The 25216-nt window shown below is 41.1% G+C and carries 25 protein-coding genes; 13 read left to right on the top strand and 12 right to left on the bottom strand.

All coding sequences use genetic code 11. The annotated features are described in order from the left end of the window. Positions 1–25 precede the first annotated feature (25 nt). The 4 genes from V7K41_RS11180 (at position 26) to V7K41_RS11165 (ending at position 5564) form a co-directional block, all read left to right on the top strand. A complete protein-coding gene (locus V7K41_RS11180; RefSeq protein ID WP_334848056.1) occupies positions 26–1669 on the top strand; it encodes a M16 family metallopeptidase in 1644 nt (547 codons plus the stop codon). Positions 1670–1715: 46 nt separating this feature from the next. Then, entirely contained in the window at positions 1716–3233 is a 1518-nt protein-coding gene (locus V7K41_RS11175; protein WP_334848054.1) for a M16 family metallopeptidase, read from the top strand. Between the two features lie 382 nt (positions 3234–3615). Then, positions 3616–4257, top strand: a complete 642-nt coding sequence (locus tag V7K41_RS11170) for a Uma2 family endonuclease (protein ID WP_334848075.1) — start codon at positions 3616–3618, stop codon at positions 4255–4257. Between the two features lie 104 nt (positions 4258–4361). Then, entirely contained in the window at positions 4362–5564 is a 1203-nt protein-coding gene (locus V7K41_RS11165) for an alpha/beta hydrolase (protein WP_334848052.1), read from the top strand. A gap of 48 nt (positions 5565–5612) precedes the next feature. Here the strand turns inward: V7K41_RS11165 and V7K41_RS11160 are convergent, their stop codons facing one another. Further along, on the bottom strand, positions 5613–6245 hold the full coding sequence (locus V7K41_RS11160) for a hypothetical protein (RefSeq protein ID WP_334848051.1): 633 nt from the start codon (positions 6243–6245) through the stop codon (positions 5613–5615). A 228-nt stretch (positions 6246–6473) separates the two neighbouring features. On the opposite strand from V7K41_RS11160, the gene V7K41_RS11155 reads away from it, so the two are divergent. After that, entirely contained in the window at positions 6474–6905 is a 432-nt protein-coding gene (locus V7K41_RS11155) for a biotin carboxylase (RefSeq protein ID WP_334848050.1), read from the top strand. An 85-nt stretch (positions 6906–6990) separates the two neighbouring features. On the opposite strand, the gene V7K41_RS11150 is transcribed toward V7K41_RS11155, so the two are convergent. The 3 genes from V7K41_RS11150 to upp all read right to left on the bottom strand — a co-directional run bounded on the left by V7K41_RS11150 (position 6991) and on the right by upp (position 8469). After that, complete coding sequence (locus tag V7K41_RS11150; RefSeq protein ID WP_334848049.1) at positions 6991–7260, bottom strand: YggT family protein; 270 nt, start codon at positions 7258–7260, stop codon at positions 6991–6993. A gap of 129 nt (positions 7261–7389) precedes the next feature. Then, positions 7390–7743: a hypothetical protein gene (locus V7K41_RS11145; RefSeq protein ID WP_334848073.1), complete on the bottom strand. Its 354-nt coding sequence runs from the start codon at positions 7741–7743 to the stop codon at positions 7390–7392. A gap of 75 nt (positions 7744–7818) precedes the next feature. Next, positions 7819–8469 (bottom strand): uracil phosphoribosyltransferase, encoded by a 651-nt coding sequence (gene upp / locus V7K41_RS11140; RefSeq protein WP_334848047.1) that lies wholly within the window; start codon positions 8467–8469, stop codon positions 7819–7821. A 394-nt stretch (positions 8470–8863) separates the two neighbouring features. Here upp and crtH point away from each other — a divergent pair, with 394 nt between their 5' ends. Next, positions 8864–10354: a carotenoid isomerase gene (gene crtH / locus V7K41_RS11135; protein ID WP_334848045.1), complete on the top strand. Its 1491-nt coding sequence runs from the start codon at positions 8864–8866 to the stop codon at positions 10352–10354. Here the strand turns inward: crtH and V7K41_RS11130 are convergent, their stop codons facing one another. Together V7K41_RS11130 and V7K41_RS11125 are read right to left on the bottom strand one after the other, a co-directional pair. Beyond that, the gene (locus tag V7K41_RS11130; protein WP_334848043.1) at positions 10355–10744 is read right to left on the bottom strand and encodes a hypothetical protein; all 390 of its coding nucleotides are present in this window, start codon (positions 10742–10744) and stop codon (positions 10355–10357) included. A gap of 197 nt (positions 10745–10941) precedes the next feature. Further along, positions 10942–11667: a hypothetical protein gene (locus tag V7K41_RS11125; RefSeq protein ID WP_334848041.1), complete on the bottom strand. Its 726-nt coding sequence runs from the start codon at positions 11665–11667 to the stop codon at positions 10942–10944. A 474-nt stretch (positions 11668–12141) separates the two neighbouring features. Here V7K41_RS11125 and V7K41_RS11120 point away from each other — a divergent pair, with 474 nt between their 5' ends. Together V7K41_RS11120 and V7K41_RS11115 are read left to right on the top strand one after the other, a co-directional pair. Next, on the top strand, positions 12142–13524 hold the full coding sequence (locus V7K41_RS11120; protein ID WP_334848039.1) for a serine hydrolase: 1383 nt from the start codon (positions 12142–12144) through the stop codon (positions 13522–13524). 387 nt (positions 13525–13911) lie between these two features. Further along, on the top strand, positions 13912–14235 hold the full coding sequence (locus V7K41_RS11115; RefSeq protein ID WP_334848037.1) for a CVNH domain-containing protein: 324 nt from the start codon (positions 13912–13914) through the stop codon (positions 14233–14235). 208 nt (positions 14236–14443) lie between these two features. Here V7K41_RS11115 and purT read toward each other — a convergent pair whose 3' ends face one another. The 6 genes from purT to V7K41_RS11085 form a co-directional block, all read right to left on the bottom strand. Further along, positions 14444–15607 (bottom strand): formate-dependent phosphoribosylglycinamide formyltransferase, encoded by a 1164-nt coding sequence (gene purT, locus V7K41_RS11110; protein ID WP_334848035.1) that lies wholly within the window; start codon positions 15605–15607, stop codon positions 14444–14446. Between the two features lie 65 nt (positions 15608–15672). Next, positions 15673–16155 carry a pentapeptide repeat-containing protein gene (locus V7K41_RS11105; RefSeq protein ID WP_334848034.1) on the bottom strand — a complete coding sequence of 161 codons (483 nt, stop codon included), beginning with the start codon at positions 16153–16155 and terminating at the stop codon, positions 15673–15675. 156 nt (positions 16156–16311) lie between these two features. Then, entirely contained in the window at positions 16312–18168 is a 1857-nt protein-coding gene (locus tag V7K41_RS11100) for an ABC transporter permease subunit (protein WP_334848033.1), read from the bottom strand. A gap of 44 nt (positions 18169–18212) precedes the next feature. Next, positions 18213–19163: an ABC transporter ATP-binding protein gene (locus V7K41_RS11095; RefSeq protein ID WP_334848072.1), complete on the bottom strand. Its 951-nt coding sequence runs from the start codon at positions 19161–19163 to the stop codon at positions 18213–18215. Between the two features lie 205 nt (positions 19164–19368). Continuing rightward, positions 19369–20223 carry a mechanosensitive ion channel family protein gene (locus V7K41_RS11090; RefSeq protein ID WP_334848031.1) on the bottom strand — a complete coding sequence of 285 codons (855 nt, stop codon included), beginning with the start codon at positions 20221–20223 and terminating at the stop codon, positions 19369–19371. 151 nt (positions 20224–20374) lie between these two features. After that, a complete protein-coding gene (locus V7K41_RS11085) occupies positions 20375–20560 on the bottom strand; it encodes a histidine kinase dimerization/phospho-acceptor domain-containing protein (RefSeq protein WP_334848029.1) in 186 nt (61 codons plus the stop codon). A 440-nt stretch (positions 20561–21000) separates the two neighbouring features. Between V7K41_RS11085 and leuB the strand changes: the two genes are divergently transcribed. From leuB to accD, 5 genes are all read left to right on the top strand, one after another. Beyond that, the gene (gene leuB, locus V7K41_RS11080; protein WP_334848027.1) at positions 21001–22089 is read left to right on the top strand and encodes a 3-isopropylmalate dehydrogenase; all 1089 of its coding nucleotides are present in this window, start codon (positions 21001–21003) and stop codon (positions 22087–22089) included. Between the two features lie 90 nt (positions 22090–22179). Then, positions 22180–22440, top strand: coding sequence for a hypothetical protein (locus V7K41_RS11075; protein ID WP_104908437.1), 261 nt, complete (start codon positions 22180–22182; stop codon positions 22438–22440). A gap of 144 nt (positions 22441–22584) precedes the next feature. Beyond that, positions 22585–23412 (top strand): prepilin peptidase, encoded by an 828-nt coding sequence (locus V7K41_RS11070; RefSeq protein WP_334848025.1) that lies wholly within the window; start codon positions 22585–22587, stop codon positions 23410–23412. 177 nt (positions 23413–23589) lie between these two features. Continuing rightward, the gene (locus V7K41_RS11065) at positions 23590–23763 is read left to right on the top strand and encodes a hypothetical protein (RefSeq protein ID WP_334848023.1); all 174 of its coding nucleotides are present in this window, start codon (positions 23590–23592) and stop codon (positions 23761–23763) included. 375 nt (positions 23764–24138) lie between these two features. After that, complete coding sequence (gene accD, locus V7K41_RS11060; protein WP_334848022.1) at positions 24139–25089, top strand: acetyl-CoA carboxylase, carboxyltransferase subunit beta; 951 nt, start codon at positions 24139–24141, stop codon at positions 25087–25089. Positions 25090–25216 lie beyond the last annotated feature (127 nt).

Here is a 25216-nt window from a genome sequence, read left to right as displayed (position 1 = left end):
TGTAACTTTATCTTAATTTTCGCTTATGAACCAGAGCAGTCGGTCAATTTTAGATTTTAGATTGGGGATTTTCGATTGGTTAGATCGAGTATCTGTCATATTACGACGGTTGTTTGTCACTTTGTTGGCTTTAATCATCTTCTCATGGGGATTACTGCCAGAAGTCGCTCTAGCTCAAACTCAAACAGGACTTCCTCCTCAAGAAGTTAAAACTCAAACCCCACCAGTTCAAAGTTCGATTCAACCTTATCTCGATCGAGTTATTAAGCAGTTAACGGAGTTTCGCCTCGACAATGGTTTGAAATTCATTGTCTTGGAACGACATCAAGCGCCCGTGGTTTCTTTTCTTACTTATGCGAATGTGGGTGGTGTGGATGAGCCAGATGGCAAAACTGGTGTAGCTCACTTTCTGGAACATTTGGCGTTTAAAGGCACAACGCGCATTGGTACACAAGACTACAAAAAAGAAAAACCGCTACTAGATACCTTAGAGCAGTTGAATGCTCAAATTAAAACAGCGAAAGCCGATGGCAAAAAAGCTGAGGTTGTTCGGTTACAAACTGAGTTTGAGCAAGTGGAATCGCAAGCAGGTAAGCTAGTCAAGCAAAATGAATTGGGGCAAATTGTCGAACAAGCGGGAGGCGTGGGTTTAAATGCCAATACTTCAACCGAAGCCACTCGTTATTTTTACAGCTTTCCTGCCAATAAGCTAGAACTTTGGATGTCGTTGGAGTCGGAGCGATTTCTCGATCCGGTAATTCGTCGTGAGTTTTATAAAGAGAAAGATGTGATTTTAGAAGAACGACGGATGCGGGTGGAGAATTCACCCATTGGATTGATGGTGGAAAAGTTTAGCGATACCGCTTACAAAGCTCATCCCTACAGGCGTCCGGTGATTGGTTATGACGAAGATATTCGCAATCTGACACCAGAAGATGTCCAAAAGTTTTTTGATACTCACTACGTACCAAGTAATTTAGCGATCGCTATTGTCGGAGATGTCAATCCCACTCAGGTGAAAAAACTGGCGCAAACTTATTTTGGCCGCTATCAAGCCAAAACCAAAGCTGTTGAACAAATCCCAGTAGAACCGCCACAACAACAAACACGGGAAGTTACTTTACAGCTACCTTCTCAACCCTGGTATTTAGAAGGTTATCATCGTCCGGCGATTACTCATCCAGATAATGCCGTCTATGAAATCATTGGCAGTTTATTAAGTGATGGGCGCACATCGCGGTTATATAAGTCTTTGGTAGAAAAGCAACGTTTGGCGCTAAATGCTCAAGGTTATAGTGGATTTCCTGGAGATAAGTACCCAAACCTGATCTTTTTCTATGCTCTCACAGCTCCTGGTCATACAGTTGATGAGTTGGCGGTGGCTTTACGTCAAGAAATTGACAAATTAAAAACTGAGCCTGTAGCGGCGGCTGATTTGCAACGGGTAAAAACCCAAGCACGGGCGAGTTTGTTACGTACTCTCGATTCCAATATGGGTATGGCTCAACAATTGTTGGAATATGAGGTGAAAACTGGCTCTTGGCGGAATTTGTTTAAGCAGTTGGATGACATTTCAGCGGTGACGACGGCTGATATTGTGCGAGTGGCAAAGGAGACTTTTATGCCAGAAAATCGCACGATTGGTAAGTTGTTGTCGAAAGAATCTTAAGAGAAACGAACCACGAAGGACGCTAAGGGCGCAAAGGAAGAGAGGTATGCAGAGGTATAAGGTGAAGGGGAAAAGGCAGATAGCGTTGAAAATTCAAAATAGGAAAGGGTTGATTTATGCTTTGGTTGCTGTTTTTGCGTGCTTACTTTTAACTTGTAATTTTTCTCTGGCGGCGACGGCTGAGGCGAAACATTACACAGAATTGCAGCTACCACCGCTACCTGAGATTAAGTTACCCAAGTATGAGCGGTTTGTGCTGCAAAACGGCTTGGTTGTGTATTTAATGGAGGACCACGAGTTACCGTTGGTGAATGGTACAGCGTTTGTACGGACAGGGAATCGCTTGGAACCAATGGAGAAAGTTGGGTTGGCTGGTTTTACAGGCACGGTAATGCGAACTGGAGGAACTAAGAACCATTCGCCTGATGAACTCAACGAGATATTAGAACAACGGGCGGCATCTGTGGAAGTTGGTATTGGTGAAACTTCTGGGAGTGCTAGCTTTGACGCGCTCAGTGAAGATTTAGAGACAGTGTTTGGGCTGTTTGCTGAGGTGCTGCGATCGCCTGTATTTGCTCAAGAAAAGCTAGACTTGGCTAAGACACAAGCTAAAGGTGGCATTGCCCGTCGTAATGATAATCCAGATGGGATTGCTAGTCGGGAATTTAAAAAATTGCTCTATGGGAAAGATAGCCCATACTCTCGCACGATAGAGTATGCAACGGTGGATAAGGTTGAGCGTGAGGATTTGCTCAAGTTTTATCAGCAATATTTCCACCCCAATAATCTAATTTTGGGGATTGTGGGGGATTTTGAGAGTCAGAAAATGCGATCGCTCATTCAAGCTAAGTTTGGCGATTGGCAGCGTAACCCAGGTATTGCTAAACCCACATTACCAAAGGTTTCGCCAGCTAATACAGGTGGAGTCTTTTTTGTCAATCAGCCACAACTGACACAAAGTAGTGTGCTTATTGGGCATTTGGGCGGACGTTTCGACAATCCCGATTATGCAGCGCTGGATGTATTGAATGGAGTGTTGAATGGATTTGGTGGACGCTTATTTAATGAATTGCGATCGCGTCAAGGTTTAGCTTACTCTGTCTATGGCCAGTGGAGTCCCCGCTACGATTATCCTGGCATATTTATTGCTGGTGGAGAAACGCGATCGGATGCTACCGTCCAGTTTGTCAAAGCCTTACAAGCTGAAATCAAGCGCACCCAAACTCAAAGAGTGACAGCAAAAGAACTAGCTTATGCTAAAGAGTCTACACTCAACTCCTTTGTATTCAACTTTCAAGACCCAGGTCAAACCTTATCACGGTTGATGCGATACGAATATTACGGCTATCCTGCTGATTTTCTCTTTCGCTATCAAAAAGCCGTCGCCGCCACCACAGCAGCCGATGTCCAACGGGTAGCACGAGAATATCTCAAACCAGAAAAGATTGTGACTCTAGTAGTGGGGAATCAAACCGCCATTCAACCGCCATTGACACAGTTAGCTAAACAGGTAACACCAATAGATGTAACGATTCCTGGTTCGCAGCCACAGGCGAAGAATTAATAGCGTAGATAGGTAGAGACTCAATATCCAAATAAAATTGTAAGGTTCAGATCCCCGACTGTCCAAGAAGTCGGGGATCTTGTTGTTAAAATAATTTTCTCCATTATCAGGAAATGACTCAGGAGAAATTGGAGTAACAAGTAGAAACTAAATCAGGAACCAAAACCTCTGGGAACTCCAGAGGTTTTTTTTACTCTATTAATCTTTTTCGGAGCGATCGCTCCAGTATACACTTCTATAAAGGGCTTCTTCAAGCAAGCGATATCAAACAACAAGCTGGGGCGTATCTGAGAATCTAGCGATGAAGCAACAAAAATTGTCGCAGCTAATTAGTTAACTAGAGTAACCTAAATCTAGGTTTCAACTACTGGGAGTGGAGATGATGTTGTTGGAATTAAAGCGCATCTATGTTCCACCAGGGCAAAGAGTGCTACTACGAGATATAACCTGGCAGGAATTGGAAACAATTCTAGAAGATTTAGGGGAACATCGAGCAGCACGAATTGCTTATGACAGGGGAATACTGGAGATTATGGCGCCACTGCCAGAACATGAATATGACAAAGAAATTATTGGTGATTTAGTCAAAGCGCTTCTGGAAGAATTAGATATTGAGTTTAGATGCCTTGGTTCTACCACTTTCAAAAACCAAGCGATGGCTCAAGGTATAGAACCCGATCAGTGTTTATATATAAAAAATGAATCTAAGATTCGCGGCAAGAAGCGGCTAGATTTAGCAGTAGACCCTCCTCCAGATTTAGCCCTAGAAATTGATATTACTTCTCGTACTCATCCTAATATTTATGAAGCGCTAAAACTGCCTGAGCTTTGGCGTTTTGATCGAGGAAAGCTCCAAATTAATATTTTGCGAGACGGACATTATGTCGAATCTCAACAAAGCCTAAATTTTCCTCTATTCTCATTAATCGAAGCGATTCCCCAATATCTGGAGCAAAGTACAACAGCAGGTAGAAATGCAACGCTCAAAGCTTTTCGGATTTGGGTACAAAAACATATACAGTAATAACTTATGCTGTCATCGGCATTCAAAAGATAGAACTATCGTCAACGTTAACATTAGCGGATAAATTGTACTTATTTGAAGTCATTATCACCGCATTTTAACCTATGTTTGTTAAACTCAAAATATTTTTATCATCGCTTGCATTATTACTCAGTTTTGCAAGTTTATTTCTTAGTGCTTGGATTATTCTTCCTGCTCCAAATATGTTCTTACTCACGCTAGCAGTAGGAGCGCCAGAAGTCAGTCCTTGGTTATTATTATTAAATTTGCTCTTTTTATTGCTGTCTTTATTCTATATCCGTCGCCGTCAACTACAACGTTTAGTTTGCATTTTCAGTTTAATCGGATTGCTAATTTGTGGATGGGTGCTAGTGAATATCCCAGCAACTCAAATGCAGATGGCTAAAGCAATGAAACAAGGGTTGGGAGCAAATTATCTAGAGCAAATTCCACCCCAAGTAAGGGCTAAGATGCAAATCTATCCCTTTAACTTAGTTAATTTTTTTCGGGGTATTGCATTAGGTAAAACCCGTCATCAAAAAGATATTCTCTTTGCTTCTCCTGGAGGATTGTCTTTAAAAATGGAAGTATACCAACCCCCAGAGGTAGGGAAATATCCAGCAGTGGTAGTAATTTATGGTGGAGCTTGGCAATATGGTAATACTCATGCCAATTCTGAGTTTAATCAATATATTGCTAATCATGGATATACGGTATTTGCAATCGACTATCGACACGCACCTAAATATCGGTTTCCATCTCAGTTAGATGATGTGCGTACAGCCTTGAATTTTATTCGCAAACATGCAGTTGAATATGAAGCCGATTCAGAACGTATGGTACTTTTAGGACGTTCTGCTGGGGCACATCTAGCAATGCTAGCGGCTTATCAACCCGATGCACCACCGATTCGCGCTGTAGTGAACTATTACGGGCCTGTTAACTTACCTGAAGGATACAAAACACCACCAAATCCCGATCCTATAAATACCCGCGCTGTTTTAAAAGCATTTCTTGGTGGTTCTTTAGAAGAATTGCCTAATCAGTATCAAATTGCTTCACCGATAAATTACCTAACGCACCCTTTACCGCCAACTTTATTAATTTACGGCAGTCGCGACCATTTGGTAGAAGCGCGATTTGGCAGACAGATGTATGAAAGTTTACATGATTCTGGTAACACTGCGGTTTTTCTCGAAATCCCTTGGGCAGAACACGCTTTTGATGCTGTTTTCAATGGTGTGAGCAATCAATTAGCGTTGTATTATACTGAGAGGTTTTTGGCTTGGGCGTTGTTCGGGCAATGATTTTATTAACAGACTCATTCACAAGTATTAAAAACTCAGCACTCTTTACTACTTCTGAGGCCAGCGCCAATTGTAGCGATTCCATTCATAAATTCCTTGAATTTCATACTCGGCGCCGTTGAAGAAGCGGACGACGCAATTAGTAGAGGAATCATCGCGTAGGCGTAGCCCGTCGTAGACATCGCTAATTTCCTCAACCTTAATCACCATACAAGGAAACCACTCCCGCTTACAAGGCCCATCCTCCTGCACCCATTCCCATAATGCATTGGAAACTTCAATGCGATCGCCTACTCTTAACTTCAGTGCATCCTCAAAATAAGAATACTTATCAAAATGATATGACTCAACACGATTCAACCACTGTAAACCATAGCGTTGGCGAATAAACTGTACCGTTCCAGAGTCATTTTCTAGCAACCAGTCGTTAAGTAATTGCACTTTCCAAGTGCGATTGCGTTGTTCTTCATCCTTCACAAACTGTAAAAATACTTCTAACTCTTCTGGGGTAAGTTCATCTAGAGGATTAGCAATATTTGACATCTCAGAGCTAGAATTTCCCTGAATTTGCTCGACCATTTGCAGTAATATCTGTTTCTGCGTGTCAGTGAGAGGACAGCTTGCGGCATCACAACTATTAAAGGCTGCAAGCATAGCTGTTTCAATCTCATCTGGAGTCATAAGTTAATAGCAATTGAGGGGTTATTCCCCTAATTATTACAAATGTTAAATTCAAGTCTCCAATTACCCTGTAGTTAAATTCAAGGTAAGCTGAGGTTGTAAGTTATATGGCATCTCCAAAATGAATCTAGAGATGTAGCACTACTATGTCTCTACAAGGGTTCGGATAACGCATATTTAATTTCACCAGATGTCTATTGTTTGTTACATTAACTCACGGGGTCTTTTATGCGGTTGCGCTCACTCACGGTTGTTTTTATTTCCTGTCTGATCGCCTTTCTATCGTGGGTAATTATTCCCCCAGCTATAGCCTTGACACAGATTAAACTATTTGATGTCTCTTATAAAGATTGTCCATCAGAACTAGCACAAGGCGCTGTTATCAGTAGTGGTAGCGCGGCAGCCAATTGTTTTATTGTCATTGGCAAAGCAGAAAATGGCACTAATAAAACAGTCTACGACGCAGATATTTTTGGACGTATCTATGATGCCAATAATGACTCGGTGATGCAAAATCGCACTCGCTTAGGCTCTATTACCGAAGTGCCACCAGGTATTAGCGATTTTGAATTGAGAATTTCTGTACCTGCGAATCAGCCTACTCCGTTGAAGCTAAAACAGTTTAAGGCTGCCGGGTTTAGCGGTCAAGTGCGTAGGTAATTCGTAATTCGTAAAAAATTGTAGAGACGCTTGTATACTTAACGTCTCTACACAATTCTTTACCAAAGTAGTAATCAAAATCTTTCTATAAGGGCAGGTAAGATGGAATGGCACTCAGAAGCCCACTAACTAGATTGAGTGCTAAGAAAGCTAAGATCGGCGAAAAATCCATACCGCCCAATGGGGGAATAATTGAGCGGAATAGATTCAGATAAGGATCGGTTATCTGGGCTAAAGCGGCGAATGGCTGGTTATACCAGTTGATTGTCGGGAACCAGGTTAGCAAAACCCGGATAATTAGCAAATAGCTATAAAAGGTGACAAAGGTAATTAGTGTCGTAATCAGTAAACTCATGGATAGCTTTGTTTCCTACTAGGTGTCAAACGCGGTCTTATCTTTTAATTTTAATTTAGTCCAAAGTCAAAAGTGTTTGCGGATTCCATATTTACCACACTTGACACTTTCACCACGCCTGAACAAACTTCAGGAGTCTTTAGTGAGAGAGCGGTCATTGCTTGGTTGGGGTGAACTACTATTCACTTTTCCCAGTTGATTTCGCACTTCATCAATTGTGGCATTTAGCTGGGCAATTTTATCTTCTAGCGATCGCCTGGCCGTTTCTATACCGTTGCTCTCACTTTCTGAGGCTTTCATCTGACGCCGCTTTGCTGCTATTTTTTTCGCTTCGGCTTGGCTATCTGTCAGTTCTGTCTCCTCTTCTATTAGCAATTCTGGATCGCGCCGAGAAGCAATCAGTGCCCCAATAACACCGCCAAATACGCCACCAACAAACGCCCCTGCTACAAAACCACTGCCAAAACCATCTCGCTGACTCATATCTTTACCGCCTTCAACATACCTTGCAACTTTTACAGTAGTTATGCTATTTTCCTGCCCTAGCTGCATACTAGCTTAAGTCCCAAAGATGCGATCGCCTGCATCTCCTAATCCGGGTACAATATATCCCTTGCTGTCCAGTTTTTCGTCAATAGTAGCGGTGTAAATTATTAAACCTGGATAAGCTTCACTCAATTTTTGCAAAGCTGGTGGAGCCGCCACTACACAAACAATCCGCGTCAGAGTTGGATCGGCACCCCGTTGTGTTAATTCTGCCATTGCCGCCATGATTGACCCTCCAGTTGCCAACATTGGATCGGTAATTAATACTCGTGTTTGGGGGTCAAATTTTTCTGGTAGCTTGTTCAGATAACAATGAGGTTGCAGTGTCTCTTCGTCTCGCGCCAAGCCAAGGTGGTAAATCGATGCTAATGGTAATAAAGTCTGCGCTCCCTCTAGTAATCCTAGCCCAGCTCGCAGAATCGGCACTACTGCCATCGGCACTTGCGGATCGATCACCGTTGCTGAACAGGTATCTAAAGGACTCTGTACCGCTGTTTCTTGAGTTGGCAACCAGTCTCGTGCAGCTTCATAAGTTAGCCATCTTCCCAACTCAGTCATGGCACTGCGGAACAATACTGAAGGCGTGCCTGCATCACGGGCAACTGCTAGCCAGTGCTTTATTAGGGGATGGGGTGGAACATAAACCCGCAATTGTAGCGTCATAGCCAGAAATAGGCGCCTTTTTATTGTATAAGAACTGAAACACCATAATACTCTTTCCTGCATCCGGCTGACAGCTTAAAATTGACAATCTCAATTTTATTGATAAAGTTTTTCATTAATAGTTGACATTAATTCTCAATCAAGGCTATATTCTTATACAGTGTTCTCCTCTCTTTTAAGGATCGGCAGACGGGATTAGCCAGCAGTAGCAGGCTCGTCCCTCTTTTTTTTGATTAGTCATTGGTCATTGGTCATTGGTCATTGGTCATTGGTCATTAGTCATTGGTCATTGGTCATTGGTCATTGGTCATTAGTATTAGTAAATATTGATTGACTTTAGACTAAAGGAAAAAGGAAAAAGGACAAATGACAAATGACAAAGGACAAATGACAAATGACAATTGATGCAATCGTGATTGGGTCTGGGATTGGCGGATTAGTAACAGCGACCCAGTTAGCGGCGAAGGGAGCGAAAGTGCTGGTACTGGAACGTTATTTGATTCCAGGTGGTAGTGCTGGTTATTTTGAACGCCAAGGCTATCGATTCGATGTTGGCGCATCAATGATTTTTGGACTGGGACAGAACGGTACTACTAACTTACTCACACGAGCATTATCAGCTGTAAATGTCAGCCAAGAAGCGATCGCAGATCCGGTACAGATTCACTATCATCTACCCCAAGGTTTAGACCTGAAGGTTGACCGGGTTTATGAAAAATTTTTGCAAAATCTTACTGCTCATTTTCGCCATGAAGAACAAGGGATTCGTCGCTTTTATGACGAATGCCAAAAAGTATTCAAGTGTCTCAACAGCATGGATTTGCTGTCATTGGAAGAACCTCGGTATCTACTGCGCGTATTTTTCCAGCATCCTTTGGCGTGTCTCGGTTTAGCTAAGTATCTGCCCCAAAATGCCGGGGATGTGGCGCGGCGTTACATCAAAGACCCGCAATTATTGAAATTTATCGATATGGAATGTTATTGCTGGTCGGTGGTTCCATCGGATATGACACCAATGATTAATGCTGGGATGGTCTTTTCTGACAGGCATTATGGCGGAGTTAACTATCCTAAAGGCGGAGTGGGACAAATAGCCCAAAAACTGGTGGAAGGTCTAGAGAAGGCTGGAGGTAAAATTCAGTACCAAGCTAGAGTCACGAAAATTCTCACAGAACAAGGAAAAGCGGTAGGTGTACAACTGGCTAATGGTAAAGTATACCGAGGTAAACGTATAGTTTCTAATGCTACACGCTGGGATACATTTACACAATTACTACCAGCAGAAGAAATACCTCATAATGAGAAAAAATGGCAACAAATTTATCAAAAATCCCCAAGCTTCTTGAGTTTGCACATTGGGGTAAAGGAGTCAGTTTTACCTGTGGGGACAGAGTGTCATCATATTTTGCTGGAAGACTGGGAAAAGATGACAGTAGCAGAAGGCACAGTGTTTGTTTCGATTCCCACATTGCTAGACCCAGATTTAGCACCAAATGGATATCATATCATTCATGCCTTCACGCCTCACTGGATTGATGATTGGCAAGAACTTTCTCCAGGTGAGTACGAAGCGAAGAAAGAAGAGGCAGCTTGGCGAATTATTGACCGCCTAGAGAAGATTTTTCCGGGTTTAGATGCCGGATTGGATTATTTAGAAGTAGGGACACCACGCACTCATCGCCGCTTTTTGGGTCGTGAAGATGGCACTTATGGGCCAATTCCCCGGCGTAAGTTGTGGGGGTTATTGAATATGCCCTTTAATCGCACAGCTATTTCAGGACTTTATTGTGTAGGGGATAGTACTTTTCCGGGTCAAGGGTTGAACGCAGTCGCTTTTTCTGGGTTTGCTTGCGCCCACCGTATTGCTGTAGATTTAGGATTTTAATTACAGGAACAAATTACGCAAAAAACCTAGTAAACGGATAGCTAAATCTATATTTACCTGAGTTTTATGTGCAGTCTCAATTTCCTCTAATATTTTCTGCATCTGTGCCAGATTTTTTTGATTGATGCCGATGATAGTAACATTTATAATTGCTGCTCTTACCAGATCGAGAGTAAGTTTGCATTCGCTAACTGCTTTCTCTAACTTATTTACTTTTTCCCAGTTTTTTTGACGTTGTGCGTTGACAAGTTCAAAATTAAGCTGAAAGAGAATATCTTGTAATTTTTCTTCTGTATTATTGAGTTGTTCTAAATCGATTTGGTTGCCAGTAATTTCTTTAAGCTTAAAAATTATTTCTGCAAAAGTATCTAAAATATTATTGGTGGACATTATTTATATATTCCAATACAGTTCAGTTAAGCATTTCTTCCTTCTCTTTGCGTCCTTCTCCCAAGGGGAGACACTAACGCGAAGGCGATTCGTTAAAAAAATTGGCTTTGGCAAAGGATTTTAGCCTTAACTGAACCGTATTGTTATATATTCAGTTAATTTTTGAACGTTACTCATAACTATTTTTACCCTAAAAATCATTGGCATAATCGAGAGTTTGGTAGTTGCACCTGTCTGTTCCTGAGAAATATTTCTTTCATAAATTCTTTCAAAATTTTATCTTTATTAATTTCTTTTTCAAGAGAGTTAATTTTTATGATTGATGAACTATATTTGTTACCAGTTAAATTGGTCGCTACCCCAATAATCTGAGTAACTCTAGTAGCAATAACTTCAAAATTAAGATTAGGATAGTCATCAATAAGTTCTGAAAGTTTTCGCCCAGTGTCAGCTGCTGCCAAAAGCTTAGAAATAGATTCATTCAAACTTTGTTGCTCAGAAAAATTAACTTTTCGCCAATTATCTATCTGTTCAACAACTTGACGCTTAATTTCTTCTGCTTCTGGTTCTGAGGATATACTTAACTTTCTATATCGTTCACTGAGATCCTTTAGCCTGGAACTGATGATTATCCGTTCCCAATCCATTGGTCTTGGTGGTCTTTCCTGAATTCTTTTGGCTAAAAGTAGCATTTTTACTGTTAAACATCTTGCTGGCTGGGCAGTTTGAGCAACTATCCTTTTACTTTCATAATCAATTGTTTCCAGCTTGTTAAACACATCAACGGCTGTATCATATTCTGCTTTTAAAGCGTCGAGTGTTTGCTCAACATCTGATGACTGAGCATTTTGCTGACTCTCTCCAGTAATAATTCTATTTACTTCTTTAGGAATTCCAAATTCAATATTGCTATCAGTTAGCAATCGTTCAATAACTAAATTGTCATCTATGGGTAGATTATTCAGTTGATAAATTTTCTTTACTGATGTAATAGCATCATCTGCTCGATCGCGAAAAGTCTCGGCAGTAACTCGCAGCATCGCTCGTTTTTCAGGCGTACAACCGCTGATGGTGAAACTGATAGTACAGGCTACTATACAAAATTTCCATAAGCTGAATTTCTGGATATGGAAAACCCTCATAGACATACTTAACTGTGTTCAGATAAAGTTATTACTTATTTACACATGAGATAATTCAGTATAAAAATGATTAAAAAGCTAATTACGTCCGAATTAAATCTTTTTTCCCAATAAGCTGGAATTTTTAGTAACCGTAGAGTATTACGGAATACTTGTATACTGATTAAATTAAATACTTGTTGTAACAGATGCTTTTGCGTGTAAACGCATAATTTACAAAACTTTTTATAATTGTGCTTTAATGGTGGGCGGCTTTTGTTCGTTCCAAAATTTTCCTCACACACTAAGCGATCGCTGATGCTACTCACACACAAAGAAAACATTGTAAAATTCAGTTGGCTTCTACCCAGTTTCTTGAGCTTGCTCCTGTTTGGCTCCACTGTCAAAGCTAATGGTGCGATCGCTAATTGGCATTTTGATAGCAATCGCAATCATCTGGACTTCACCACAGATGAGAACGTTCAACCGAAAGTACAACTACTTACGAACCCGACTCGTCTGGTCATTGATTTACCTGGAGTTACATTAGGATATCCACAGACTAGTCAAAGAGTGGGGCCAGTAATTAAAGACATTCGCATCGAGCAGTTGAATGCAGAGACTACCCGTATGGTAGTTACTTTAGCACCCGGTTACACCTTTGATTTAGCACAGGTGCAACTGCAAAAGGAATTCGCCAATCATTGGTCTGTGCAGTTACCGAAACCAATACCACTGACTGCAACCCAGCCGAAATATCTAGAAATAACTCCGAGTATTTCTCCAACAGTGAGCGATAATAGCACTCTGTTTGCTGGTGTGGTTCCGATGCATTCACCGATGAAAGCGCTGGAACCTCAAATAAAAGCCTTGATGAGTCGCTACAGTTTTCTGAAAACAGGAATGTTTTTCCTGGATTTGGATACTGGAGATTATTTGGATATTGGAGGCGATCGCGTTTTCCCCGCTGCTAGTACAATCAAACTACCAATACTCATCGCCTTTTTTCAGGATTTAGATGCTGGTAAAGTTACCCTTCACGAAAACCTGACTATGCGGCGTGACTTAGTTACCAATGGTTCTGGAAGTATGCAATATGAGCGCGTTGGGAAGAAGTACACAGCTTTGGAAACCATCACTAAGATGATTACCATTAGTGATAATACCGCCACCAACATGATTATCGATCGCTTGGGTGGAGCGGCGAAACTAAATCAGCGTTTTCGTAATTGGGGGCTGAAAAACACGGTAATTCGGCATCTTTTAGCTGACTTGAGAGGAACCAACACCACAAGTTCTCAAGATATGGCGCGGGTGCTGGCTTTAGTTGTGAATAACAAGCTAGTTTCTTTACAAAGTCGAGAACAAGCCTTAGATATTCTGCGTCACACCACAATTCACACACTGCTTCCCGCCGGTTTGGGGAAAGGTGCTGTTATCGCTAACAAAACCGGAGATATCGGCTTTCTCATCGGCGATGCGGGATTTGTAACTATGCCAAATGGTAAGCGTTATCTGGCGGCTATCTTCGTCACCCGTCCTTATAAGGACACGAGGGGGAGAGACTTTATCCGTCAAGTTTCCCAGCTTGTTTATGATTATCTGAATCAGCCGAATCCAGTTGCTGCGGTTAATTCGCCTAACAGTGCTACAAGATAAGAAATGCGATCGTCAGACTTGGTTATTTATACAAATACCAAGTCTGCAATCCCAGATAAATACAAATGCTTTTTTATCAGTATTTATCTGGGATTTATTTGCTATTAGAGAAATATTAGGTACTTTGCACGTCCGAAAATCATCGTAAAGTTTTAAAAATCATTAATAAAAATTCTTAAATATATTTATTCTCAAAAAAAATTGTAGTGTAGAATACTAAAAGCCAACAAAGGTATATCTATTTGAATAGGAGGTTTTGCCAGAAACCTCTTATTCAAATAGATCAGGCTGTGTTTCTTTTGAGGGCTTTGTTGCGAAAAATCAGAGCCACATATAAGTATAACATATGTGGCTTGAGATTGTACTTAATCAAAGGAGTATAAACAAATGAGTAGCAGTTATCAATTGACTTGCAAAAACATCTCTGTTGATGGAGATAGACTCTCAGCAAATTGTCAAAGGCGCGATGGTTCTTCTTGGAATGAAACCTCAATAACTTTGAAGGGGATTGAAAACATTGATGGCAACTTAGAAGTTACTAACCCTGACCAAGCTAGTAGTTATCAATTGAGTTCTAATGACATTTCTATTGATGGAGATAAACTCTCAGCCAATTGTCGTAGACGCGATGGTTCTTGGAACAAAAGCTCAATAGTCTTAAATGGAATTGAAAACATTGATGGTAATCTAGAGTACACAGGTAGCCCTTAATTAGTTTTATTTCCATTAGCTTACGAGCATCGAACATTTTATCAAAGGATGCAAAAAACTATAATCTCAGTTTGTAGATAACAGTATCCTTGCAAAAATTAAGATATACCCTTTCAAGGGTAAATCAAAAGTGGTGACTTGTACAATCTATTGCTGAGAGTTATTCCTCAATTATAGATAGCAGGTCACTACTTTCTAGTACAAAAAATTAGACCAATTTAATTTTATTGGCTGCTTTTGTAGCCTTTTCCCTAGCCTCTTGGACATTAACATCTTTCGCCAAAGCTACGCCCATTCGCCGATATTGATGAGCATTAGGTTTACCAAATAATTTAATATCTACATCTTTTTCTGACAAAGCATCGGCTACCCCACTAAAAGCAATAGAATCAGATTTTTCTGAGGCTAAAATTACCGCACTAGCTGATGCTCCTAGCTGCTCTATATGAGGAATTGGCAAGTCTAAAATAGCTCTTAGATGTAATTCAAATTCATTGAGATTTTGTGAGATTAATGTCACCATTCCCGTATCATGGGGTCTGGGAGAAAGTTCTGAAAAAATCACTTCGTCTTTGGTAATGAAAAATTCAACGCCAAAAATTCCGGCTCCTCCTAAAGCATCAGTGACTTTTATGGCTATTTCTTGAGATTTTAAGATTTTATATTCAGAAATTTCTGCGGGTTGCCACGATTCTTGATAATCACCTCGTTCTTGGCGATGACCAATAGGAGAACAGAAAATTGTCGGTGCATTCCACTGTTTAATTGTCAGTAAAGTTATCTCAATTTCAAAGTTAATAAATTCTTCTACTATTACCTTTTGACTGTCACCTCTAGAATTAGCGATCGCATAATTCCAAGCCTTCTCAACTTCACTCTTATCCTGCACTACAGACTGACCTTTACCAGAGGATGACATCACAGGTTTCACAACATTAGCAAAGCCAATTTCATCAGAAACTGCAATCAATTCTTCTAGAGTTGTTGCATAACCATATTTAGCAGTTCTGATGCCCAATTCTTGATGTGCCAGTCCTCGAATTCTGTCGCGATTCATTGTGTAGTTAGTGGCAGCCGCAGTCGGAATAACTGTAATCCCTCGCTGTTCAAATTCTAGAAGTTTTTCTGTTCTGATTGCTTCAATTTCTGGTATAATAATATCTGGTTGATGTTTTGTCACTACAGCTTCTAAATCATCAGCACTGAGCATAGAAATAACTTCATAAGTATTAGCAACCTGCATCGCTGGAGCATTAGCATAGCGGTCAACGGCAATCACATAATTACCAAGACGTTGAGCTGCGATCGCAAATTCCTTACCTAGTTCTCCTGAACCCAGCAACATCAATCTTTGGGGCAACTTAATACTCATTAACTTATCCATGTCAATATCAATTCAATCATCTTATAATTTTTGGTGTTTTCATTACTAACTTTTCAAGGATTAAATATGGCTTTGCGTAGTTCTAAATCTTGACGTTGTAGATGATTTAAACCAATACCTACGCCAAGCTGACAGTTATCTACTAGAGTCTCTAACCAAATAGTCTCATTCAGAGTTGCACCTCGTAAATTTGCATTTCTCAAATCAGCTTTGGTAAAATTTACAAATAAGAGGTCTGCATTTACTAAACTACTACCTTGTAGATTGGCTTCTGACAAATTTCCTCGGATGAAGTTGACACCATCTAAAATTAAACCAGATAAATCTGCTCCTATAAGATTAGGAAACTTTAGCTGACTCGGATATTTAAAAAACCGCATCACACAGATGATATTTGCTTCATTTAGTTGTATTTTGGTTAAAAAATCATAACGAGCTATACCTAGTTGCTTAAGAGTTTGTAGACGCTGTGAGGGACTTTGTTCTAAAAACTGGATGGCTGTGTGGCGTAAGTCTTGAGTAGGCATATTTAACATGATTCTCGGATTGTCGCGATCCTTGTGTCGATTAAAAATTTAACAGCCGATGTAAGCAAATAATAGATAATATAGCAGTCTTAAATCATTCATCAAAAACAAGAACCCAGATTTCTCAAAGAAATCGGGGTTCTAACTTTATCGATAACTACTTACCTAACGTCCTGCCAACAATGCTTTCGTAGCAGATTCACCTGCTAATCTCACCTGCCTTGTCAACTGGAAGTTTAACAACGCTAGAACACTCAAATCAGCTAAGAGTGCCATAAAAACTGTTGTCACCCCGGCGTGTTCTATAGCTGCCCAAGGAAAAGTTGTAAACATCCATACAGTAGGATATTTCCACGACGAGATACCGATAAATTCTAGAATTGTCGGTGGTAAGAACATTGCAGCACCTAAAGTCCCAATTGCCCAAAAAGAACGTTTAGGAGTTTTCAGCAAAAGTATCAATTGGGCAATGGTAGCGTAAATCATCATTAAGCTAATAGACAAAGCTATAGCTAAAAGTACTTTAAACTTGTCAATATAGTTACTCAGCAAAGTTTGAACATCGTTTGCATCTGTTATTGATGCAAGTGAAACCCAAACTAACCAGGGGATAGTAACAATTGTCAGATTAATAGCGATCGCCACGAGTGCAGGGCTTTTTTCAGTCCAAATTAGATCCTGCCATAAACTCTTATGGCTAGAAACTCCCTGATGTCGATATCTTGCCCAATCTTGTACATCTTGACGGTGAGGGGAAAGAACCGCAATTAAACTTAAAATCAACACCAAGTTGTATACTGCCAGGAAAATGTAGTCGTTCCCAACCTGCTCATCCCATCTGTTATTACCTTTACCAACTTGTAGGGTAAATCCCCAGATCATCAATTGGCAAAATGCTACTAGTAAATAACTTTGCTTTTTGCTAATTATTGAGGCTTGAGGATTACGGAAGCAACGTTTAAGAGCTTCCAAAATACCGTAACTGCACAATCCCAAGTTTAATAAATGGAAGCCCAGAACACTAACAACACTTGTCCCTAATGGTAAATAGAAAAACTGCCAGTTTTTCAGGAAAGAACCATCAGATATATGGTACAAGTTAGGAAATAGATAATTCGTTGTATCCCAAGGACTAAAAAGTCTAAACCAAGCAATTGAATTATTTAAACTGTTGCTATCAGACGATGCCAGCCCCGCCGTTGCGAACAAAAAAAGGAAAACTGCACCACTACCTAACCAAGGCTGAAAACCACTGAACCAACGACTAACTAAGCCAAATAGTAATGCAGCACTGTAGAAGGAAATACAACTTGCAGCAAGAATTGCGTAATAACTCAAAATGTAACTAAAGGCAATGTTTGCAGAACGGCCAGCCCATAGATGTAATGGAAGTGCTACTAAGATGAGCAGATAAATTAAACTCGGAACTCCTAGCAACTTGCCAGTCAATATACTTGTTTCTGATTGGGGACTGAGACGAATAAAATTCAGTGTTCCACGAGTTTCTTCTTTGGCTAAATCATTGATTAGTAAATAAGTTCCTGCAACTAATAGTGTAAATATGAAAATTACACTAAAAGAGAGAAACATATATTCCCAGTGATCTCGCCACCACAACTGCCAATCAATTTCGTTTTGAGGACAAAAATTATTTGATAAATGCTCCTGGAATTTATTAAATGCAGTGGTGGCTTCTTGGTATTGTGTTTTCAGACTAGCGAGGATTGTTGGCTCGGCTGGTTTAAGCTGCTGATAACTACTTAATTGTTGGAAGAATAGATTTTGTTGCTGATCGAGTAGGTTGGATCGCTGATTGTAAGTTTCATGTAGACGACAGTATGTACCAGTTAATGAGTATTTATCATCAGGAAACTCCCGTAACTGATATAAAAAAACTACCAGTTGCAGCAATAGAGATGTTGCAACTGCGATCGCTACATTAAAAAATTTCAGGCGTCCTTTGAGTTCCCGCAATAGTTGCGGATTCCAATCGCCGATTTTGTCTACTAAATTGAGCATCATAGCAAAAAATTCTCCAAAAATGGGGAGTGATATTTATTGACGAATCAAGATGCTTGTTTGTGACCTAATTTTAAGAAAATACTTTCTAAGTCTTCTTGCGTGCAGTGAAAATCAGTCAGGGGAATGCCTGCTTTGATAAGCGATCGCAACAATTCAACACTATCTTCTTCTTTACCTGAAAAATTCACCCGCACGCTATTTTTTCCTGATATCACCTCCCACTCTTCTACTAAATGATGATGTTTCAATTCTCTTAAAAGTGCCTCTAGGTTCCCCAAAGTTGATATGACAATTTGCTGGTGAGAAAGACGCTCGTACAGTTGTTGTAACGAGGTACTTTCTACCAAGAAGCCAAGTTCCATAATTCCCACAGATGTACACAGTTCCGCTAAATCACTGAGAACATGGGAAGAAATAATTACAGTCATCCCAGCTTCTTGCAAAGCCTTAATGATTTCGCGAAAGTGCATCCTGGCGATGGGGTCAAGCCCAGAAACAGGCTCATCTAGTAGTAGTAAAATCGGTTCGTGGATAATAGTTCGCGCTAAACTTAAGCGCTGTTTCATCCCCCGCGACAGAGTAGAAATCTGGCTGTTGCGTTTATTTCCAAGTTGGATGAGTTCTAAAACTTCATGTAGGCGTTGAGTGCGGCGTGGTTCTCGTAAACGATACAGACGGGCAAAATAATCTAGGTAGTCCCAGACTGTTAAATCCTCATATAGTGGGTAGTCATCCGGTAAATAACCTAGACGACGCTTAAGTTTGGGATTACTCTTGTCACGGAGTAGGCGATCGCCATTAATATAAATCTCACCCGTAGTTGGTTCCTCAGCAGTTGCCAACATTCGGATGAGAGTTGTTTTACCCGCGCCATTCGGCCCAATCAGTCCATATACTTCACCCGCCTGGATTTCTAAATCCACATCATTGACAGCAACGTGGCGGTCAAATTGCTTAGTTAGTCCACGGGTGCAAATTGCTAATTCTTTTACCATCGCTGCTGGGGTGCGGCTTGTGATTAACACTTAACGTAACCTGTTTCCACAGCTTTTGTCAGACTTGTTTCAGAAATTGAAACTGACTCTAAGGAAATTGGCGACATAAAAAAGTAGGTAAGGCATACGCCCTACCTACTTATTAATTCTTATTCTGCTATTCAGGAAAGATATGCAAATGAAACCTTGACTTTTAGCTCTAGTATCAAGTTATTTCTGATAGTGGTGGGATGACGTTATTAATCCCATGAGCAGATGAACCGCTAACCGCATAACGGTATTCAGGAATTGGATATCCAGCTTCGCTAAAAGTTTCACGGATAGCTTTATTAGTGTCGAAGTAAACCTGCCAGTAGTAGTCATTATGGCAATAAGGACGTACTGCTAGTACAGGCCCTGCGAAGTTGAAATCCTGAATTTCTACATCCGGTGCTGGATTTTGGAGAACATTAGGAATTTGGCTAATTTTCGCTTTCAAAAGTGCGATCGCTTCGTTATGTTTCACTTCATGATGGAGTTGAGCCACCAGATCAACCCGACGGTAAGGATTGGCAGAATAATTCTGGATATTATCAGCAAAGATTTTATTATTAGCAACAATCGTCAATACGTTATCAGGTGTATTGATACTAGTTGTGAACAGCCCAAGTTCTGTAACAGTGCCTGTGACACCTGCTGTCATGATGAAATCACCAACTTTGAATGGTCGAAAAACGATTAAAAATGCTCCGGCTGCAAAGTTGGCTAATAGTCCCCCCCAGGCTGCACCAATTGCAATGCCGGCTCCTGCTAGCAATGCAGCGAAGGAAGTTGTTTCAACCCCAAAGAAGCCAAGAATTGCCACAACTAGAACAATTCTCAACGTAACGCCAATGATATTCACAAGATAGTTAACAAGTGTCGGGTCAACGTGTTGACCTCGGAAAGCACGTCGCGCTAGCTTCAATCCAAAATCAATCAAGCGTTGAGCAATCAGCCACAGAGCGATCGCACCTAAAATTTTAAGCCCAAACAGAGTTAGAAGTTGACTAGCAACTAGGCTAATTTGTTTGAAATCCATAATTTTTTTTTGTGTGAATTATTAAACACAATAAACATACAATAAATTAAATAAAAATTTCCTATAAATACTTTTTTTTAATTTTTGGCGTGCTATGCAGCAAATAACAAAGTGTTCTCAGAAGATGTCTGAACAGTTTTTTTGAGATGCTCTACGGATGAATTTGGGGACGATCTGCGGCCATTAGTAACCCAACTTGGGCATTGGTCAAAATTACAGAAAGGGGCGATCGCAATTCATGAGAAGTATCTGATGTAAAGTGTTGCAGTTGATTATAGGCTTGCTGAACGGGCTGCATAGCTATGCCACCAAGTACCCAACCTGTAAGTCCAATCAACCCAGTGCTACAGGCACAGCCAGCGTCAACATTATTTCCAAGGAATAAATTATCCCAAAAAATGAACCACTTCAGACGCAGAGAAGCCAGTGTGCCCTTGCAGTTTTCCGACTTTTAGCAACTGGCGCAACACAGAAAGAGGAGAAATTAAGAGGATTTTTGCGTCAGTTTTGGAATATTTTTTTATTTGGAAGTCCCTTAATTAGGGATAGTGCTAGAGAAGCTAGGAAGATTTAGATGAAGTAAAACAACCATCACTCTTTGTAGTGGTGTGGTAGGACAACTAGCTTGAGTAACAACTTTTCACTAAAGAAAGAGCAGTTTCATACAACGCCAGATGATTACGTTAAAGCCGCACTCTAATATATTAAAAACTCCATCGGTACATTTTGCTAGGTATGATATTTGATCTGTAAGCATTTACTCAGTAATAACCAGCTATGACCCAGAACTACCGCATTACTCTACTCCCCGGCGATGGCATTGGCCCTGAAATTATGGCAGTGGCGGTAGATGTGCTGAAAGTCGTAGGGAAGCAATTTGATCTGAAGTTTGAATTCCAAGAAGCCCTCATTGGCGGTGCAGCAATTGACGCTACAGGCGAACCCTTACCATCTGCCACTCTAGATACTTGCCGTAACAGTGATGCTGTATTACTCGCTGCGATTGGTGGTTATAAGTGGGATTCTCTGCCATCCAATTTACGCCCAGAAGCAGGTTTGTTAGGGTTACGTGCCGGTTTAGGATTATTTGCCAATTTGCGCCCAGCGAAAATTTTGCCCCAGCTAATTGATGCCTCGACTTTGAAACGCGAAATTGTCGAAGGTGTGGATATTATGGTGGTGCGCGAACTCACTGGTGGGATTTACTTTGGTAAACCTAAAGGGATTTTTGCCACAGAAATCGGTGAGAAACGCGGTGTAAATACAATGGTTTACACTGAATCAGAAATTGAACGCATTGGACGAGTGGCTTTTGAAGCGGCAAAAAAACGCGGTGGAAAACTTTGTTCGGTGGATAAAGCCAACGTATTAGAAGTATCTCAGTTGTGGCGCGATCGCATCACCCAACTTTCTCAGGAATATCCAGATATCGAACTCTCTCATTTATATGTAGATAATGCTGCTATGCAGTTGGTACGCGCTCCCAAGCAGTTCGACACCATAGTGACAGGTAACTTGTTTGGTGATATTCTCTCTGATGCTGCTGCCATGCTCACAGGTAGTATTGGGATGTTACCCTCAGCTAGTTTGGGTGCTTCTGGGCCTGGTGTATTTGAACCAGTCCACGGTTCCGCCCCAGATATCGCTGGACAGGATAAGGCAAATCCTCTAGCACAGGTTTTGAGTGTGGCGATGATGTTACGTTACGGTTTAGACCAACCAAAAGCAGCAGATAACATCGAACAAGCCGTATTGCAAGTTTTAGAACAAGGCGATCGCACAGGGGATATAATTTCTCCAGGAAAAAACCTCCTGGGTTGCCGCGCTATGGGAGACTCACTCATTAAGGCTATTGAACAAAAATAATTTTTTAGAGCAAACTGGGCAATTTGGCAACCTTTGCTATAAGTTTCGGGTAGACTAAAGTGAAATCTAGCAATCAAATAACAGTCGATAGTGTACGCATTACGACAAGGACAAGTAAATTTTACCGCCCCAAAGAACCAATCGCCTTTGATTGATCCTGCTGTAATCAGAGCTGCTGGGCAGATATACTATACTCACTGTGAAGTCCATCCCGAAATAGCTGGGCAACCTTCCGGTGTAGCAATTAATCGTGTGACTCATCGAGGTAAGGTTATTTTTACTAACCAACCAGTTCTTTTACCTCAAGAGTGTTTTGTGCCTTTAAGTCAAATTGAATCGCACATGTATTAGTCATTGGTCATTAGTCATTGGTCATTGGTCATTGGTCATTAGTTATTAGTCATTAGTTCTCAACAAAGGACAAAGGACTAATGACAAAGGACAAAAGATAAACGACAAATGACACAGGACAAATGACAAAGGACAAATGACTATATGGACATTTTGTTCGCCATCCCGGCGAGTGTAATGGTCTTTGCTTTAGGTGCATCTATTGGTAGTTTTCTCAATGTTATTGTTTATCGCCTACCTGCTGGGTTGTCAATTCTTTGGCCGCCTTCTCGTTGTCCTAAATGCTTAAACCAGCTAAAAGCTTACGACAATGTACCAGTGTTCGGCTGGATTTCCTTAAGAGGGCGGTGTCGATATTGTAAAAGCAAAATTTCTGTCCGTTATCCTGTGATAGAAGGGGTAACGGGCATAATTTTTTTACTAATTTTTTTGCTATTTCAAGTTTCGACTTTAACAATAGGCTATTGGGCTTTTTGCAGTTGGTTATTGGCGCTATCGCTCATCGACTTAGATACAATGACCCTACCCAATCCACTTACTCAGTCGGGTTTAGTGGCGGGGATTTTGTTTCAAATGGTGGTTGGTTTTCTACCAGAGGGTAGTTTTGTGGCATTGGTAAATCAGCTTATGATGGCGATAGTTGGTGCAGTATTGGGATTATGGTTGTTTGATGCGATCGCCCTATTGAGTTCAATTGCCTTTGGTAAAACTGCAATGGGTGCAGGTGACGCCAAGTTAGCAGCCATGATGGGAGCCTGGTTAGGCTGGAAATATTTGCTCTTGGCTAGTTTTATTGCCTGTGCGCTGGGAGCATTAATTGGCATCAGTGTTTTGATTATGCAGCGATCGCGACAAAAATTAGGACAAAAGATACCTTTTGGCCCTTTTCTGGCTTTAGGATCTGTGATTACCCTGTTTAGCGGCGAAGCCATTTTGTCTAGCTACCTGCGGTTATTTTTTCCAGCCTCTTGAATGGGAGTAGGGAGCAGGGAAGACAAGGAGGACAAGTCTCTCCCTTGTCTCTTCTCTATTCCCAATGCCCAATGCCCTATACCCATACCCAATGCCCATTCATAAGAAATATTTATAATTTGTGACTGTAACCAACATTACCCCATCTGCCTTTCACATTTTGATAATATTCAGCTTGTGACTTGTATTACCCTCTTAACGACGATTAACCGTTGGCAAGCGCAACTAGTACAACAGATGCTGATTGTTCAGAACCTAGCAATAGGAATAATTGATTTGGGTGGGAGGGGGAGAGCATCTTATTTGGAGGTTGGTATTCTCATGGCTTTGTCAGTAAATCCATATAATTAAGTCTGCTGAAAAAAAGAGCAAGAGACTTGTATTGGTATAAGTATTTTCGTTAAGCTGGCAACCAAAGATGAAAATTAAGGTCTGAATTGCTTAAAAGCGTAGTTTAACGACTTAGGCATTAGTCAGACAGCGCGGTCTCTTCTCTACAAGACGCTTTGCGTTCGCGAAGCGTCTCGTAAAGAAGGGGGTTTCCACGCCACTTCCTTCAAGTCGGCAAAGCCGTCCGACGGAGTGGCTTCCCATGAGGAACTGGCGTTAGCGATGTAGAAGCGTCACCGAAGGGTTATTAATAAAGACAAATGACTGATGACTAAGGACAACCCAATACGGTTTGAAATGTTTTCGACCTCATACCCACTTAAAATAAAATAAAAAATGGCTAACAACGAAGAATCACGTGGTTTAAAGTCTCTATTTGATTGGTTTGCAAATCGACGGAAGTCAGGATCTACCAGCCTCGAACGCCAAGAACGTGAAATTGCTGATGGTTTGTGGCATAAATGTTCTAAGTGTGGTGTGTTGGCATATACAAAAGACCTGAAAGCCAATCAGATGGTTTGTGTCGAATGTGGTCATCACAATCGGGTAGACAGCGATGAGCGCATCCGTCAATTGATAGATCATAATACCTGGAAACCGCTAGACGAGCATTTGCGTCCAACCGATCCGCTCGAATTTCGCGATCGCAAACTCTACAGCGATCGCTTGCGGGAAACACAAGATAAAATTGGCTTAATAGACGCGGTTAGAACTGGTTTAGGTCAAATCAATGGTTTACCCATTGCCCTTGGGGTTATGGACTTCCGCTTCATGGGTGGTAGTATGGGTTCGGTCGTGGGAGAAAGACTTACCCGAATGATTGAGCAAGCTACTCAACGACGCTATCCTGTAGTTATCGTCTGCACCTCCGGGGGCGCGAGGATGCAAGAAGGTATGCTCTCTTTGATGCAAATGGCAAAAATCTCCGCAGCCTTACAGCGTCATAAAGACGCCCGATTATTATATATTCCAGTGTTGACCAATCCGACAACGGGCGGTGTTACCGCTAGTTTTGCAATGTTGGGCGATATCATTTTGGCAGAACCCAAGGCAACCATTGGTTTTGCTGGTCGGCGAGTGATTGAGCAAACCCTGCGGGAAAAACTACCCGAAAATTTCCAGACTGCTGAAGATTTGCTCCAGCATGGTTTTGTTGATGATATCGTACCCCGTACCCAATTAAAGAACACCTTAGTCCAGCTGATTGCCCTACACCAGCCTGTACTAACAACACCTCACATGGTTTTGTGGGAAACAATGTCTTTGACTTCTACCGCCGCAGAATAGAGCAGGGGGAGCAGGGGGAGCAGGGGGAGCAGGGGAAAAAATACTACCTTATCCTCCTTATCTCCCTCATGCTCTGCCTGGCTCTTGAAGAAACATGAGTGGAACAAGGGCTACTAATCGGAATAGA

Origin of the sequence: Nostoc sp. (assembly GCF_036917415.1) — a bacterium.
GTDB lineage: Bacteria > Cyanobacteriota > Cyanobacteriia > Cyanobacteriales > Nostocaceae > Nostoc.
The sequence above is the reverse complement of the archived record's forward strand: the minus strand, read 5'-3'. Positions and strand labels throughout refer to the sequence as shown.

Excerpts from the sequence above, each read along its gene's own strand:
- accD (WP_334848022.1), top strand. The coding sequence starts at position 24,139 with ATGGCTAACAACGAAGAATCACGTGGTTTAAAGTCTCTATTTGATTGG.
- V7K41_RS11175 (WP_334848054.1), top strand. The coding sequence starts at position 1,716 with ATGCAGAGGTATAAGGTGAAGGGGAAAAGGCAGATAGCGTTGAAAATT.
- V7K41_RS11105 (WP_334848034.1), bottom strand. The coding sequence starts at position 16,155 with ATGTTAAATATGCCTACTCAAGACTTACGCCACACAGCCATCCAGTTT.
- V7K41_RS11155 (WP_334848050.1), top strand. The coding sequence starts at position 6,474 with ATGCGGTTGCGCTCACTCACGGTTGTTTTTATTTCCTGTCTGATCGCC.
- V7K41_RS11090 (WP_334848031.1), bottom strand. The coding sequence starts at position 20,223 with ATGGATTTCAAACAAATTAGCCTAGTTGCTAGTCAACTTCTAACTCTG.
- V7K41_RS11170 (WP_334848075.1), top strand. The coding sequence starts at position 3,616 with ATGTTGTTGGAATTAAAGCGCATCTATGTTCCACCAGGGCAAAGAGTG.
- V7K41_RS11160 (WP_334848051.1), bottom strand. The coding sequence starts at position 6,245 with ATGACTCCAGATGAGATTGAAACAGCTATGCTTGCAGCCTTTAATAGT.
- V7K41_RS11180 (WP_334848056.1), top strand. The coding sequence starts at position 26 with ATGAACCAGAGCAGTCGGTCAATTTTAGATTTTAGATTGGGGATTTTC.
- V7K41_RS11150 (WP_334848049.1), bottom strand. The coding sequence starts at position 7,260 with ATGAGTTTACTGATTACGACACTAATTACCTTTGTCACCTTTTATAGC.
- crtH (WP_334848045.1), top strand. The coding sequence starts at position 8,864 with ATGACAATTGATGCAATCGTGATTGGGTCTGGGATTGGCGGATTAGTA.
- V7K41_RS11145 (WP_334848073.1), bottom strand. The coding sequence starts at position 7,743 with ATGAGTCAGCGAGATGGTTTTGGCAGTGGTTTTGTAGCAGGGGCGTTT.
- upp (WP_334848047.1), bottom strand. The coding sequence starts at position 8,469 with ATGACGCTACAATTGCGGGTTTATGTTCCACCCCATCCCCTAATAAAG.
- V7K41_RS11130 (WP_334848043.1), bottom strand. The coding sequence starts at position 10,744 with ATGTCCACCAATAATATTTTAGATACTTTTGCAGAAATAATTTTTAAG.
- purT (WP_334848035.1), bottom strand. The coding sequence starts at position 15,607 with ATGAGTATTAAGTTGCCCCAAAGATTGATGTTGCTGGGTTCAGGAGAA.
- leuB (WP_334848027.1), top strand. The coding sequence starts at position 21,001 with ATGACCCAGAACTACCGCATTACTCTACTCCCCGGCGATGGCATTGGC.
- V7K41_RS11095 (WP_334848072.1), bottom strand. The coding sequence starts at position 19,163 with ATGGTAAAAGAATTAGCAATTTGCACCCGTGGACTAACTAAGCAATTT.
- V7K41_RS11165 (WP_334848052.1), top strand. The coding sequence starts at position 4,362 with ATGTTTGTTAAACTCAAAATATTTTTATCATCGCTTGCATTATTACTC.
- V7K41_RS11100 (WP_334848033.1), bottom strand. The coding sequence starts at position 18,168 with ATGATGCTCAATTTAGTAGACAAAATCGGCGATTGGAATCCGCAACTA.
- V7K41_RS11115 (WP_334848037.1), top strand. The coding sequence starts at position 13,912 with ATGAGTAGCAGTTATCAATTGACTTGCAAAAACATCTCTGTTGATGGA.
- V7K41_RS11070 (WP_334848025.1), top strand. The coding sequence starts at position 22,585 with ATGGACATTTTGTTCGCCATCCCGGCGAGTGTAATGGTCTTTGCTTTA.